This window comes from Erythrobacter sp. (genome assembly GCF_036351135.1).
Classification (GTDB): Bacteria; Pseudomonadota; Alphaproteobacteria; order Sphingomonadales; family Sphingomonadaceae; genus Erythrobacter.
Window position 1 is genome coordinate 63,106 of the sequence record NZ_JAZBON010000026.1, and the last position, 13,409, is coordinate 76,514.

General features: G+C 63.0%; 11 protein-coding genes. 1 reads left to right on the forward strand and 10 read right to left on the reverse strand.

The window, feature by feature from the left end; translation table 11 throughout:
• Window positions 1-119 precede the first annotated feature (119 nt).
• The 7 genes from V2I30_RS08555 to V2I30_RS08585 form a co-directional block, all read right to left on the reverse strand.
• The gene (locus tag V2I30_RS08555) at window positions 120-1,088 is read right to left on the reverse strand and encodes a CsgG/HfaB family protein (RefSeq protein WP_330661715.1); all 969 of its coding nucleotides are present in this window, start codon (window positions 1,086-1,088) and stop codon (window positions 120-122) included.
• Window positions 1,088-1,510 carry a curli assembly protein CsgF gene (locus V2I30_RS08560; RefSeq protein WP_330661717.1) on the reverse strand — a complete coding sequence of 141 codons (423 nt, stop codon included), beginning with the start codon at window positions 1,508-1,510 and terminating at the stop codon, window positions 1,088-1,090. Before V2I30_RS08560 ends, V2I30_RS08555 begins: the two co-directional genes overlap by 1 nt.
• Before the next feature lie 234 nt (window positions 1,511-1,744).
• On the reverse strand, window positions 1,745-4,387 hold the full coding sequence (gene metH, locus V2I30_RS08565; protein WP_330661718.1) for a methionine synthase: 2,643 nt from the start codon (window positions 4,385-4,387) through the stop codon (window positions 1,745-1,747).
• 46 nt (window positions 4,388-4,433) lie between these two features.
• On the reverse strand, window positions 4,434-5,480 hold the full coding sequence (locus tag V2I30_RS08570) for a homocysteine S-methyltransferase family protein (protein WP_330661719.1): 1,047 nt from the start codon (window positions 5,478-5,480) through the stop codon (window positions 4,434-4,436).
• Window positions 5,477-6,412 carry a methylenetetrahydrofolate reductase [NAD(P)H] gene (gene metF, locus V2I30_RS08575; protein ID WP_330661720.1) on the reverse strand — a complete coding sequence of 312 codons (936 nt, stop codon included), beginning with the start codon at window positions 6,410-6,412 and terminating at the stop codon, window positions 5,477-5,479. Before metF ends, V2I30_RS08570 begins: the two co-directional genes overlap by 4 nt.
• Complete coding sequence (locus tag V2I30_RS08580) at window positions 6,409-7,404, reverse strand: ArsR/SmtB family transcription factor (RefSeq protein ID WP_330661924.1); 996 nt, start codon at window positions 7,402-7,404, stop codon at window positions 6,409-6,411. The genes metF and V2I30_RS08580 overlap by 4 nt, the downstream gene beginning before the upstream one ends.
• 123 nt (window positions 7,405-7,527) lie before the next feature.
• On the reverse strand, window positions 7,528-8,478 hold the full coding sequence (locus V2I30_RS08585) for an NAD(P)H-binding protein (protein ID WP_330661721.1): 951 nt from the start codon (window positions 8,476-8,478) through the stop codon (window positions 7,528-7,530).
• 142 nt (window positions 8,479-8,620) lie between these two features.
• On the opposite strand from V2I30_RS08585, the gene V2I30_RS08590 reads away from it, so the two are divergent.
• Window positions 8,621-9,577: a glutathione S-transferase family protein gene (locus tag V2I30_RS08590; protein WP_330661722.1), complete on the forward strand. Its 957-nt coding sequence runs from the start codon at window positions 8,621-8,623 to the stop codon at window positions 9,575-9,577.
• A gap of 86 nt (window positions 9,578-9,663) precedes the next feature.
• Here the strand turns inward: V2I30_RS08590 and V2I30_RS08595 are convergent, their stop codons facing one another.
• The 3 genes from V2I30_RS08595 to V2I30_RS08605 all read right to left on the reverse strand — a co-directional run bounded on the left by V2I30_RS08595 (window position 9,664) and on the right by V2I30_RS08605 (window position 13,247).
• Window positions 9,664-10,623, reverse strand: coding sequence for a glycosyltransferase family 2 protein (locus V2I30_RS08595; RefSeq protein WP_330661723.1), 960 nt, complete (start codon window positions 10,621-10,623; stop codon window positions 9,664-9,666).
• A 31-nt stretch (window positions 10,624-10,654) separates the two neighbouring features.
• Window positions 10,655-11,380: a hypothetical protein gene (locus tag V2I30_RS08600; protein WP_330661724.1), complete on the reverse strand. Its 726-nt coding sequence runs from the start codon at window positions 11,378-11,380 to the stop codon at window positions 10,655-10,657.
• 106 nt (window positions 11,381-11,486) lie between these two features.
• Window positions 11,487-13,247, reverse strand: coding sequence for an ABC transporter ATP-binding protein (locus V2I30_RS08605; RefSeq protein ID WP_330661726.1), 1,761 nt, complete (start codon window positions 13,245-13,247; stop codon window positions 11,487-11,489).
• Window positions 13,248-13,409 lie beyond the last annotated feature (162 nt).

The following is a 13,409-nucleotide window of genomic DNA, read 5'->3' on the forward strand; positions in this document are numbered from 1 at the left end:
TACCATCCCTCGCGCGCATTGGAGTTGCAGCTCCTTTGCGCGCTACTTTTTGCGGCCCTGGACCTCGCCGCGCCGATATCTATCGGTCGAACCGGTCCGGTCGGTGAGCGAAGATCAGGTCAAGACCCCTCATTCGCTTCGTTATCATCCTCGACGATCGTAAGCGCCGTCAGAGAACCTGCTTTGCGCACCGCGTTTTGAACGTCGGCGGCATCGTATATTCCGTCGCGCTCGGCGCGGTATGTCGCGAGAAGACCCTGGGCCCGGTCCATGTCGGCGAACCGCCACAGATCAAGCTCCACACCCTCGAGCACCAGTCCGTAAACGGCCTTCTCGATCGCCTGCTGCAAGGCGACCTGATCGGGTTCGTTCGCGGTGATGCCCCATTCGGCTTCGAGCAATTCGCGGAAAGCCACGAAGCGATAGGCATTGGCGCCGATCGCCTGGCTGGCAATGGTTTTGGATGCCTGGACGTTCGTGAGCACTTCGCCCGTGCGCACCGAGACGGCGCGCAGATAGACCGTCACCGTGTCCTGGCGATATTCGGTGCGCCCGCCGATCCCGAGGAAAGCCGCGCCCGCGCCGCCGGTCACCGTATTCGTATCGTAGCCGATGATACCGCCCTCGAGCAACACGCCGGCAAAGAGCAGCGCGGGAAGAGCGTTGGGATCGACTTCCTCCTCGCCCAGATAGCGCCGCCGCATCTCGCCGATGATCTGGCGTTCCTTCAGCAGATTATCGAGCCGCTCGCGCTCGACCACCGTAAACCATTGACGCAAGCCTGCATCCTGCAGCGCCTTGACGAGGATCGAGCTCGCGCCCTGCGTGACCGCGCGCGATAATGTCTGCCCGGCATTGGTCGGCTTGAACTGGCCGGTCTGATCGGTGAACCCATAAACCGCGATCGCCACCTGGCGTTGCGGCGCGGGAAGCTGTTCAAGCAGACCCTGCGTCTGAGTCTTTTTCGGGAAATAAGCGAAGCTGGTGTCTTCGGGCAACAGATCGCGCCCGTCATTGCCGACCGTCATGCAGCCCGTCGCCATCATGGCGAGTGCCGCACCGAGCAGAGGCTTGACCGCTCGCCGCATCAGTTCACCTCGATGAACAGCGGAATGACGATGCGAGTTTCTTCGCCCGTATCGTCGTTGCGGATGATGAGCGTCACCTCATCGAGCGAGCGGAAGAACTCGATCGTCTGCCCGCCGAAGCTGATCGTGCCCTGGTCCTGCGGATTGTCGCCGAAAATCGCATCCACCACTTGCGAGGACAGTGCGGAGAGCAGGCGGGATTCGAGCTGCCTAGCGAAGATGCTCGATTGACTCGACCGGTCGACCGCATCGGGGTCGCTGGTATCGTTCTGCGCGTTCGCGATGCCCAGGATGTGATTGGAGTTGAACGGGTTGCCGCCGAAAGTCGGGCTGATGGGTTCATGCACCAGATCCTGCGCACTAAGCGGCGTAGCAAAACCCAACGCGGCAAGCGCGAGCAAAACACCCGTTTTGTGAAGCATCCCATCCCCCTGCCCACAAGGCAGTTGTAAAAAAATTCGACACCAAATTAAGGCTTTGGCTGCCGAATCATCTGCACCGTTGCGAAAAGGTAAATAGCATCAAAACGCGATTTGGAAAGGCGAGATGGCCGATTAACGCGTTAGTTAGCTCCGCGGTCCCGATCCGGAACAGCTTGTTCCCCAATCTCTAATCTATTGAAATTATCGGCTGGGCGCTCGCGACTAACCGCGGGCTTACGCCTCGAGGTTCGGCCGCAGCCAGCGTTCGGTCGTGGCGACGTCGACGCCGCGGCGCGCGGCATATTCTTCCAGTTGATCGCCGCCGATCGTCGCCACTCCGAAATATTGCGCTTCGGGATGGGCGAAATAAAAGCCGCTTACCGCAGCGCTCGGCAGCATGGCAAAATTCTCCGTCAGAGTGAGCCCGGCATGGCGCGGCGCATCGAGCAAGTCGAACAGAAGCGGCTTCAGGGAATGATCGGGGCAGGCGGGATAGCCGGGCGCCGGGCGAATGCCGCGATATTCCTCCCGGATCAGCGCCGCATTGTCCAACGCTTCGGTCGACGCATAGCCCCACAGATCCTTTCGCACATGCTGGTGCAACGCCTCGGCGAAGGCTTCGGCGAACCGGTCCGCGAGCGCTTTCAGGAGAATGTCCGAATAATCGTCCTTCTCCGCCCGGAAGCGCGCGAGATGCGGCTCGATCCCGTGTATCCCGACCGCGAACGCGCCGATCCAGTCCCCGTCCGGATCGATGAAATCGGCCAGGCACATATTCGCCCGGTCGCGCGACTTCTTCACCTGCTGACGCAGCATGGGCAGGACGACATGCGCTTCCGCCTCGGGATCGTGCAGCGTGATATCGTCGCCGTCCCGTGCGCACGGCCAGAACCCGCATACGCCGCGCGCGGTCAGCCAATTCTCGGCGATGATCGTCTCAAGCATGGCGTCCGCATCCGCCTTGAGGGCGCGCGCGCTTTCGCCGACCACATCGTCTTCGAGAATGGCGGGATAGGTGCCGTGCAATTCCCAGGCGCGGAAGAACGGCGTCCAGTCGATATAGTCGCGCAGCTCCTCGAGCGGCCAGTCGTCGAACACATGAAGGCCGGGCTTCAGCGGCGGGGCGGGTTTGTCTGAGAGATAGGCGTCGTAATAGTTCGCGCGCGCTTCCTCCAGGGAGAGCAGCTGCTTGGGCGCCTTGCCCGATCGCGCATCGCGCACCCGGACATATTCCTGCGCCGTATCCGCGACGAAGCCTTCTGCCTGGGTTTCGGAGAGCAGCTTGGACGCGACGCCCACCGCCCGGCTTGCGTCGAGCACATGGATCACCGGGCCATCATAGGCGGGATCGATCCTCAGCGCGGTGTGCACCTTGCTGGTGGTCGCGCCGCCGATCAGCAGCGGCAAGCGCATTTCCGCCCGGGTCATTTCCTCGGCGACCGTCACCATCTCGTCGAGCGAGGGAGTGATGAGGCCCGACAGGCCGATCATGTCGGCATCGTTCTCGTTCGCGGCTTGGAGAATGTTCTGCCAGGGTACCATGACGCCAAGATCCACGACTTTATAGCCGTTGCATTGCAGCACGACGCCGACGATGTTCTTGCCGATATCGTGCACGTCGCCCTTGACCGTCGCCATCACGATCGTACCCTTGGCGCGCGCGCCCTCCTCCTTCTCCGCCTCGATATAGGGGATGAGGTGGGCGACCGCCTTCTTCATGACGCGCGCCGATTTAACGACCTGCGGCAGGAACATCTTGCCTGAGCCGAACAGGTCGCCGACAACGTTCATCCCGTCCATAAGCGGCCCTTCGATCACTTCGATCGGGCGTCCTCCCGCCTCGGCCAGCGCCGCGCGCGCCTCCTCCGTATCGGCAACGACATGCGCGTCGATACCCTTCACCAGCGCATGTTCGAGGCGGCGCGTGACGTCCCAACCGCGCCATTCGGCGGCCTCTTTCTCATCCTTTGCGCCCTTGCCCTTGTAACTTTCGGCGAGCGCGATCAGCCGCTCGGTCGCGGAACCGTGCGCGCTGCCCGCGGGGGGGCGGCGCATCAGGATTACGTCCTCGCACGCTTCGCGCAGCTCCGGGTCGATCGTGTCGTAGACATCGAGCTGGCCGGCGTTGACGATCGCCATATCGAGCCCGGCGGGGATCGCGTGATAGAGGAACACCGAATGCATCGCGCGGCGCACCGTCTCGTTGCCGCGAAAGCTGAAGGAGAGGTTCGACAGGCCGCCGCTGGTCTTGGCGTGCGGGCATTGCGCCTTAATCTCCGCGACCGCCTCGATGAAGTCGAGCGCGTAGCGGTCGTGCTCCTCTATTCCCGTCGCCACGGCGAAGATATTGGGATCGAAGATGATGTCTTCTGGCGGAAAGCCCTCGGCGACGAGCAGGTCGTAGGCGCGCTTGCAGATCTCGACCTTCCGCGCCTTCGTGTCGGCCTGGCCGACCTCGTCGAAGGCCATGACCACCATCGCGGCGCCATAGGCCATGCATTTGCGCGCCTGCTCGAGGAACGGCGCCTCGCCTTCCTTCATGCTGATCGAATTGACGATCGGCTTGCCGCTGACGCATTTCAGCCCAGCCTCGATCACCTCCCACTTGGAGCTGTCGATCATCACAGGCACGCGCGCAATATCAGGTTCAGCGGCGATCAGTTTGAGGAAGGTGGTCATCGCCGCTTCGGCGTCGAGTAACCCTTCGTCCATGTTGACGTCGATCACCTGCGCGCCGTTCTCGACCTGCTGCCGCGCGACTTCGACAGCGGCCGAGTAGTCGCCGGCCATGACGAGTTTCTTGAACCGGGCCGAGCCGGTGACATTGGTGCGCTCGCCGATATTGATGAAGGTGGAAGAGGAATTGGGCGCGTTCACTGGCGAAACTTTTCTATCTGTTCGTACTGAGCGAGTGGGACTGAGATCAGGCCGCGACGGTGAACGCTTCGAGACCGGCCAGCCGCATGGCGGGCGCAGGTTCCGGCACGGCGCGCGGCTCCAGCCCTTCGACCGCTTCGGCCATGGCGGCGATGTGCTGCGGGCTCGAGCCGCAGCAGCCGCCGATGATGTTGGCCTGCCCACCAAGCGCCCATTGCTTGACAAGCCCGGCGGTGGTCTCGGGCAATTCGTCATATTCGCCCAGCTCGTTGGGGAGCCCGGCATTGGGATAGGCCATCAGCAACGTGTCGGCGATAGCGGAGAGCGCCTTGACGTGCGGGCGCAGCTGATCGGCGCCGAAGCTGCAATTGAGGCCGACGGTGACCGGTCGTGCATGCCGTACCGCATACCAGAACGCCTCGACCGTATGGCCCGAAAGGTTGCGGCCCGAAAGGTCGGTCAGCGTCATGGAGATCATGATCGGGATGTCGCGCGCAAGCTCCCGTTCGAGCTGTTTCACCGCCATGATCGCCGCCTTGCAGTTGAGCGTGTCGAACACCGTCTCGATCAGGATCGTGTCGACCCCGCCCTCGATCAGCGCGCGGCACTGCTCCGTATAAACATCGACGATCTCGTCGAACGTCACCTCGCGAAAGCCCGGATCCTCGACGTCGGGCGAAAGCGACAGCGTCTTGTTGGTCGGCCCGATCGCGCCGCATACGAAGCGGGGCACACCGTCTTTCGCGCTCGCCGCATCGCATGCCTCGCGAATGACCTTCGCGGCGGCGAGGTTGATGTCATGCACCAACGCTTGCGCGCCGTAATCGGCCTGGCTGATGCGGTTGGCGTTGAAGGTGTTGGTCGCCAACACGCTTGCGCCCGCCGCGATATAGTCCTCGCAGATTTTGCGGATGAGATCGGGCCGGGTCAGATTGACGAGATCGTTATTGCCCTTCTGATCGTCCGCGAGCCCGGTGTCGCCGGCATAATCCGCGCTCGCCAGCTTCGCATTCTGGATCGCGGTTCCATAGGGCCCGTCCTTGACGAGGATACGCTTGCTCGCCGCTTCGATCAGCTGTTCGCGAACCGTCATACCTGCTCTCCTTCGCCGCGCGGTCGTTTGCCGAGCATGTGACAGATCGCGTAGCTGAGCTCGGCGCGGTTCAGCGTATAGAAATGGAAATCGCGCTCTCCGCCCGCATAAAGCCGGCGGCACAACTCGGCCGCCACGGTCGCGGCGACCAGCTGGCGCGCGGCGGGGCGATCGTCGAGCCCTTCGAACAGACCGTCCATCCAGTCGGGAATCGCGGTTCCGCAAGCCTCGGCAATGGAGCGGGCGCGCGCGACGTTGGAAACCGGGAGGATGCCGGGCAGCACCTTCTGCTCGATCCCACTCGCCGCCAGCTTGTCGCGGAAACGGAAGAAGGTCTCGGGTGAGAAGAAGAACTGGCTGATCGCGCGCGACGCGCCGGCATCGAGCTTGCGCTTCAAATGATCGAGATCGTCCTGCTCGCAGGCGGCCTCGGGGTGCGTTTCGGGATAGGCGGCGACCGAAATCTCGAAATCGGCGATCTCCTTCAGCCCGGCGACCAGCTCGGCGGCGTTGGTGTAGCCTTGAGGGTGCGGGGTAAACGGCGCGCCGGGCTTTCCCGCATCGCCGCGCAAGGCGACGATATGACGCACGCCGGCCTCCCAATAATGTTCGGCCACTTCGCGGATTTCATCCTTGCTCGCAGCGACGCAGGTGAGATGCGCGGCGGCGGGCAACTGCGCTTCGGCGATGATCCGCGCGACGGTCGCATGGGTGCGCTCGCGCGTCGATCCGCCGGCGCCATAGGTGACCGAGACGAAGCTGGGCGATAGTGGTTTGAGTTCCTGCACCGCGTCCCACAATTGCGCTTCCATCTTCGCGCTTTTGGGCGGGAAGAATTCGAAGCTCACCTCGATATCGCCGGGCAGGCCGGAGAAGAGCGGACTGTCCAGCGCCATGCGCGCTTCCTGCAGCTGGTCGAGCGTCGGGTTCATGCCCGCTTCCTCGCCGAGGATGCCGCGACGTATGTGGGTCCTGCGCTTTCGCTGCGATTGCCGAGCCAGATCTTGACCACCAGCTCGCCGCCTTCGAGCGCGATCGGGCGCATCGCGGCAAACCCCGCTTGGCCCAGCAGGTCCTGCATCTGCCGATCGGTGAAGCCGAGGCGCGCATGCTGGTGCCGGCCGCGCAATTCCTCGCGATCATGCGCAGCGAAATCGACGATCGCGATCCGGCCGCCGCCGCGCGTGACCCGCGCCGCTTCGGCGAGCGCCTGCGCTGGTTCTTGTGCAAAATGCAGCACCTGGTGGAGCAGCACGGTGTCGAAACTCGCCGCTGAAAAGGGAAGATCGGCGAAGTCGCCCTGGACGAGTTCGATCTGCGCGATGGGCAGATGCTGAAGTTTGGCGCGCGCGACCCGCAGCATCTCGAGGTTCTTGTCGAGCGCGACGATCCGCTCCGCTTTGTCCGCGAACAATTCGGCCATGCGTCCGGTGCCGGTGCCGATATCGAGCACTGCGCCCAGCGGCGTGTTTGCGAGCGCTTCGACCAGCGCGCGCTCGACCTGTGCCTCACCGGTGTGGAGCGCGCGCAATTCGTCCCACTCGCCGGCATGGCGTGCGAAATAGTCCTCGGCATTGCTCTCGCGCGCGCGCCGGATCGCGGCGAGCTTGTCGCGGTCCTGCGCGCAGAGCCGGCCGAAATCCTCATTCTCGCGTTCGGCGATCGCCAGCAACCGGTCGAGCGCGGCGAGCACCGGTCCGCCCTCTTCTCCAGAAGGCGCGCGCAGGAACACCCAGCTGCCCTCGCGCCGCCGCTCGGCAAGTCCTGCGTCGCACAAAATGCCGATATGGCGCGATACGCGCGGCTGGCTTTGGCCGAGCACCTGCGCAAGCTCGCCCACCGCCAGCTCCATCGCCGAAAGCAGCCGCGCGATGCGCAGCCGTGTCGGGTCGGCCAGCGCCTTGAAGAGGGCATCTATCAGCATCGTGACCCGCATCATATAAAGATATTTTTATATGTGTAAATTCGGGCATCGCAATTCGCCGTAAGCTGCGCGCGGCGAGCAAAACGAGGCAGCTGGCAGTCTTCGCGCAGGTCTGAAATCGCGTTACTGCGTGGCTTGCAGCAAGGAGCGGTAATGCGCGCGAAGGCTGTCGGCGCCGAATTCGGGCGTCGCGTCGGCATCGTAGCGACCGGTTCCCGGATCGAGCACGAGCATCGACTGCGTCGCGTAATAATGCGCGATCCGGGCATATTCGCTCTTGGCGGCGAGCCAGGGCGAGACCGGCGCGCCACAGCCAAGCACCCGCGCCGCCAGCACGAACATCCCCGGCGGAACCGAGCGAAAGCGCGGTTCGCGCCCCGCCTCCTCGAACAGCATCGTGCCGCAATCGCGCAGCGACACCGCCGGCCCCGCTCCGCCGATCGGAAGGATCGCGCCATGCGCCTCCTCGCTATCGATGCACTGCGCCAGAAACCGCGCCAGATCGCGGTCGCTGATCGGTTTGCACCGGGTCAGTTCGCCGTCGCCGAACAGCAGAAACGGTTTGCCCTTCGCCACGCGCCCGGCCTGCCCTGCAAGCGATTTGAAATAGGCAGTCGGTCGCACGATCGTATGCTCGATCGGTGCGGCAATCAGTTCCGCTTCGAAAGCGAGTTTGGCATGCTGGAAGGCGAGCAGCGGACGCTGAACGCAGATCGCCGAAAGGAGGACGAACCGGCGCGCCCCGGCGGCAATCGCGGCGCGAAGCAGGGCGCTGTTGGCGGCGTAATCGACCAGCTGCGCATCGAGCGGCGAACCGCTGCGCGAGGCCATGCATGAGACGACCGTGTCGGCGCCCGCTCTGCTCAAAGTCCGGGCCAGCGCATCAGGTTCGGTGAAATCGACGGTTGCGGTCGCGACGGACGGCCATTGTTCGAACCCTTCGACAGGTCGCCGGCCAAGGGCGAGCACGTCGCGTCCCGAGGCGCCAAGCTCGGCCACCAGCGCGCGGCCGATCGTCCCGCTCGCCCCGGCGATCGCTACCGCCTCGCCTTCGATCCGCCCACCTCCACTCACACCCGAAAGCCTAGCGCCCCGGCCCCGGCCGTCAATCTCAGCTTGTGCTGCACTGGAGGACCGCAGCGACCTCGGATTGGGAACAAAGAGCAGGCTCTCGCACTCCATCCCCATGTTTTTCGCTCGAACGAAGGACGTCTAGATGGGCGGTTATCTGAAGAATGGTGAGTGGCTCGCGGGCGACGATGGCTTCGCCGACGAAGACGGTTCGTTCCACCGCACCACATCCGAATTCCGCGACTGGATCACGCCGGACGGTTCGCCCGGTCCCAGCGGACAGGACGCGGCGAAGGCGCAAAAGGACCGGTTCCACCTTTACGTTTCCTATGCCTGTCCCTGGGCTCATCGCACGCTCATCACAAGGCGGCTGAAGGGCATTGAGGCGTTCGTTCCGGTATCGGTCACCCATTGGCTCATGCGCGAGAGAGGATGGACGTTCGACGAAGGGCCCGGGGTCGTGTCCGACCCAAACGAGAATGCGAGCACGATCCACGAACTCTACCAGATTGCGGATCCCGACGTGTCTGGCAAGGCCACGGTCCCCGTTCTGTGGGACAAGAAAGAACGCCGGATCGTGAACAACGAAAGCTCGGAAATCATCCGCATTTTCAACACGGCCTTCACCGATCTCGGCGCGAGGGATATCGATCTGTATCCCGAAACGCTTCGAGACGAAATCGACGAGGTGAACGAGCGCGTCTACGAGAACGTCAACAACGGCGTCTACAAAAGCGGCTTCGCCACCACGCAGGAAGCATACGAGGATGCGGTCGAACCGCTATTCGATACGCTGCACTGGCTCGAAGCGCGGCTGGAGGGGAAGGATTATCTCGTCGGCAAACAGCTGACCGAAGCGGATGTCCGCCTGCTCACCACTCTGCTGCGGTTCGATGCGGTCTATTACGGCCATTTCAAATGCAACCGCAAACGTATCGCGGACCTGCCGAACCTGCATCGCTACATGCTGGACCTCGCCGCGCGCGACGAAATCGCGGATACGATCCACATGGATCACGCCAAACGGCATTATTATCAAAGCCACACGAGCATCAATCCGACACAGATCGTTCCTGTCGGGCCGGACTTGCAGTTCGCCTGATCGGGCAGGAAGACTGGCGGATTGTAGTGATTATGTCCCAGCGAGTTAGAGGGCCGTGCGAATTGGTTTGATCGACGCGGTCCTGCCTATCGCGGACCGGGGTGCGATCGCAGGTAAGCCAGCAGGCTCGCCGGCAGGAACGCCGCGAGGCACGACGCTGCGAGGAGGCGAGCGTCCTTGCGCGACACCAGCATAGCGGGATCGCCGCGCAGCGCCTGCCACAAAAAACGGCGGGCGATGCGATCCTCGCCTCCGCCATAGGCAAGGTGCGCACAGAACAGGCGATGCCGCGCCTTTGCTCGTGGACCGAAAGTTGCATAGAATTCAGGATGATCGCGTTCGAGTTTGCCCGCAAGGATGCCCCAATTTTGGTCCATCCGCTGCCAGTTCGCTGTGGTTTGCCGATCATGGCGGCGGTATCGCACTATGGCCTCCGGCGTCGAAGCGATTGCACCCGAACCGTAATGCAATGCGAAGCGTAACCAAGCATCCCCGCCGATATAGCCGGTCATTTCTTCGTCGAAGCCGCCGATGGAAAGAAAATCCTGACGGCGCATCGTCACACCGCTGTCGGAATGTATCGGGTTGTCGAACAAAAGCTGCTCGGCGGTGATTGCGCCGCTCGGGACCGGGCTCATCTTCGAAAGGGACGATCCGTCGCCTCCCACCCAGCGGTATCGCGGAAAGACGAGGCGAACGTCGTCACCGCGATCGAGCTGGGCGAGCAAGCTGGCAAGAGTCCCGGGCTCGAACGCATCGTCGGCGTCCATGAACATGACGTGCTCGCCTTGCGCCATGGCAATGGCCCTGTTTCGCGCGCGGGCCAGACCCCGGTTCGCATCGTGCCGCACGCGGCGCAGCTTTACCCCCTCAGGGAGATCGCCTGCAAGTCCATCTACGATCCCCCAGGTATCGTCCTTCGATCCGTCATCGACGAACACGATCTCTGTTCCTGTGTGAGCCTGCGCAAGGACCGACCCCAGCGCCTCGGCGATGTAAGCCTCCTCGTTCTGCGCAGCGAGAATGATGCTGAGGCGACAGCTCATGCCGGGTCGAACCCGGATGACAAAACCGATATCAGCATTCGCGACCTTGCGCCGCGCGACCGGCAGCCGCAGCGGCCAACAGCGCGCAGCCCAGCGACAACGTAACCAGTTCCCCGCCATCCTCGACGAATGCGAGTATGAGATCGAGTTTGCGTGACGTCGAGCCGAGTGCAGTATGCAACAGGTCGACACCGCCCCCGAACCCGCCCAGGATCGCCAACATCGCGATGAAAAGCGCCACCACTACGCGATCGCCGGGAGCCGCCCTGAGTGCCGCAAAGCCGAGCCACGCGACGACCACGAAGCCCACAATCGCAATATAGGCGAATTCGGCCAGGCCCTTCGAAAGGCCGGTCGCCGGCATGATGATCGCTTTGGAGCGCTCGTGCATCTCGAGGCTGTTATCGAGCAGGAGAAGGATCGCGGTAAGGGCGATCGGCCCGAACGAACGAAGGCCGCGATAATGTGCGCAGACGAGCGCCAGTGCCGCGATCAGCGCCGTCTTGGCGTATTCGTAATATTCCGACCAGCTGCCGTCGCGATCGATGCGCCAGCTCGAAAGGGCCTGCGGCTGCGACGGGCCGATCGCGCCATGATGCATCAGCACGCCGAGACAATGAATGAGCAGGAAGCCGGCATCGAGCGCGAGGAGCACGGCAATGGTGGTAACCACGCGGCGGGTGAACCCGAGGCGCCCCTGACTCACCGCGAACGATGCATATGATCGCGCGGCATTGATCGAGGCATTGCCGGTCACGGCTCTGGATGCCCAAAGGTGGCGCATCCTGGCGGCGTAGGATCTGCGCTGTACGCAACACACTCACGGCGCTTACCGATGCGCGGATAAATCGCTCGCCGCTGCACTATCCGGCCCGAACCAGCCGATCGAACGTCTCGCTTTCCCGCTGCAGCGCCGCATAGGTGCCAGAAGCCTCGATCTGACCATTGCGGAGCACGAAGATCCTATCGCAGCGTTCCACCGTGCTGAGACGGTGAGTGACGATAAGCAGCGTCTTGCTGTCTCCCATCTGTTCGATCGCATCGATCACCGCGCGTTCGGTAACGGTATCGAGCGCATTGGTAGCTTCGTCGAGCACGATAAGGTCGGGATCGGGATACAGGGCGCGGGCGATACCGATGCGTTGGCGCTGCCCGCCGGACAAGCGCACGCCGGCCTCCCCGATTGGACTGTCATAGCCATGCTCCAAGCTCATCACGAAGTCGTGCAGCCCGGCGATCCGCGACGCTTTCTCCACGGCAACTCGGTCGATCTCGCTCGGCGGGCTGCCGAACGCAATATTTGCCGCGATGGTGTTGTCGGACAAGTAGGTCGATTGCGGAACGTAACCGATCGAGCGCTGCCATGCGCGCCGGTTGGCCGTCGTGATCGGCACGCCATCGACGACGATGCGACCGTTATCGGGGAGCAGCAGGCCCAGAATGATGTCGATCAGCGTTGTCTTGCCCGCCCCTGTCGTCCCGACGATGCCGATCCGCGAGCCCGCTTCGATACGCAGCGAGAGGTCATCGAACAGATTGCCGGGAGCACCGCCATACTGGTAGGTAATGCCCTCCAATTCGATCGCTTGCGCAAGACCGAGGGGCTTGACGCGGTTCGGCACCGGATATTCGCGCCCCGCAAGCTCGCGCCGCAAGCTCTCCAATACCGGCGTATTCGCGCGCAGCAGCGAGGCGTCTGTATAAACCTCCTTCGCGACCGGGATGAGTTTGATCCCGGCAAAAGCGAACAGCCCGATCGTCGGCAATGCCGCTTCGATTGCGCCGTCGCCGCGAACGACGAGAAGGTAGAGCACGAATGCAATCATGCTGCCAAAGCACAGGCCCTCGATCAGATAATGCGGAAGGTTCGACAGCATGCTGACACGCGCCTGATGGTCTACGAGCCGGTTCGAGGGTACGCGAAACCGCTCGAGCGCGGCATGTTCCAAGCCACGCAGCTTGATTTCCTTGATCCCGCCCAGCGTCTCGGCGGTGACCTGAAATCGCTCTTCGGAAGCCTCCAGCCGGGCCGCCCCCGCACGGTCGAGAAACGGTCCGATCGCACCGTAGATAAGGGCGACCGACAGGCCCATGAAGCCGATGCCGACCAGCACCGCCAGCGGCTCTATCACGAGCAGCAGAGCGAACAGCGCGACCATGACGGCCGCGTTGGCGATCAGCCTAAGGGCGGGCGAGATTGCATTCTCGACAACGTAAAATGCTTCGGCGAGCAAGCTCTTCCCGATCTCGGCGGAGTTGCGATCGAGATAGAAGGCGTAATCCTGCGCCAGGTGGCGCGCGAGCAGATCCCGCGCCAATTGCTGCTGGGTATAACGAGCGAACCGGGTGGTGATGTAATAGACGGCGGCGCGCGCAGTTACGCTTGCGGCAACGAGCGCGAACACCGCCACTCCCAACGCAATGACGAACGACCCGGTGCTTGTGAATCCGAAAAAATCGTAGATCTCGCCCGTAAGGCCGCTCGTTGCGCTGGCGGGATCGACCAGGACACTCAAGAAAGGGAGGATGGCGGCCACGCCCACCAGATCGAACACCACGGCCACGATCAGGAAACAGATCAGGATAAAGAACTTGATGCGCCGGGCCGGTAGAATCAGTTCCAACAGCGTACGATAAACCGCAATCACTGTGCGCGGTTGAGGGCTTGTCGTCCTGGATTGCCTCGGTAGGTCGCCGGTCTTCGTTGTAGATCGATCTAACACGTCCGATCTTCTGTTGGCGGCCAATAGGACGAACCGATCACATGCCGCGCGTTTTCTCCGCGG

Coding starts and splice junctions, on each gene's coding strand:
- V2I30_RS08555 (WP_330661715.1), bottom strand. CDS start 1,088: ATGCGGCGAGCGGTCAAGCCTCTGCTCGGTGCGGCACTCGCCATGATG.
- V2I30_RS08560 (WP_330661717.1), bottom strand. CDS start 1,510: ATGCTTCACAAAACGGGTGTTTTGCTCGCGCTTGCCGCGTTGGGTTTT.
- V2I30_RS08570 (WP_330661719.1), bottom strand. CDS start 5,480: ATGACGGTTCGCGAACAGCTGATCGAAGCGGCGAGCAAGCGTATCCTC.
- metF (WP_330661720.1), bottom strand. CDS start 6,412: ATGAACCCGACGCTCGACCAGCTGCAGGAAGCGCGCATGGCGCTGGAC.
- V2I30_RS08580 (WP_330661924.1), bottom strand. CDS start 7,404: ATGCTGATAGATGCCCTCTTCAAGGCGCTGGCCGACCCGACACGGCTG.
- V2I30_RS08590 (WP_330661722.1), top strand. CDS start 8,621: ATGGGCGGTTATCTGAAGAATGGTGAGTGGCTCGCGGGCGACGATGGC.
- V2I30_RS08595 (WP_330661723.1), bottom strand. CDS start 10,623: ATGAGCTGTCGCCTCAGCATCATTCTCGCTGCGCAGAACGAGGAGGCT.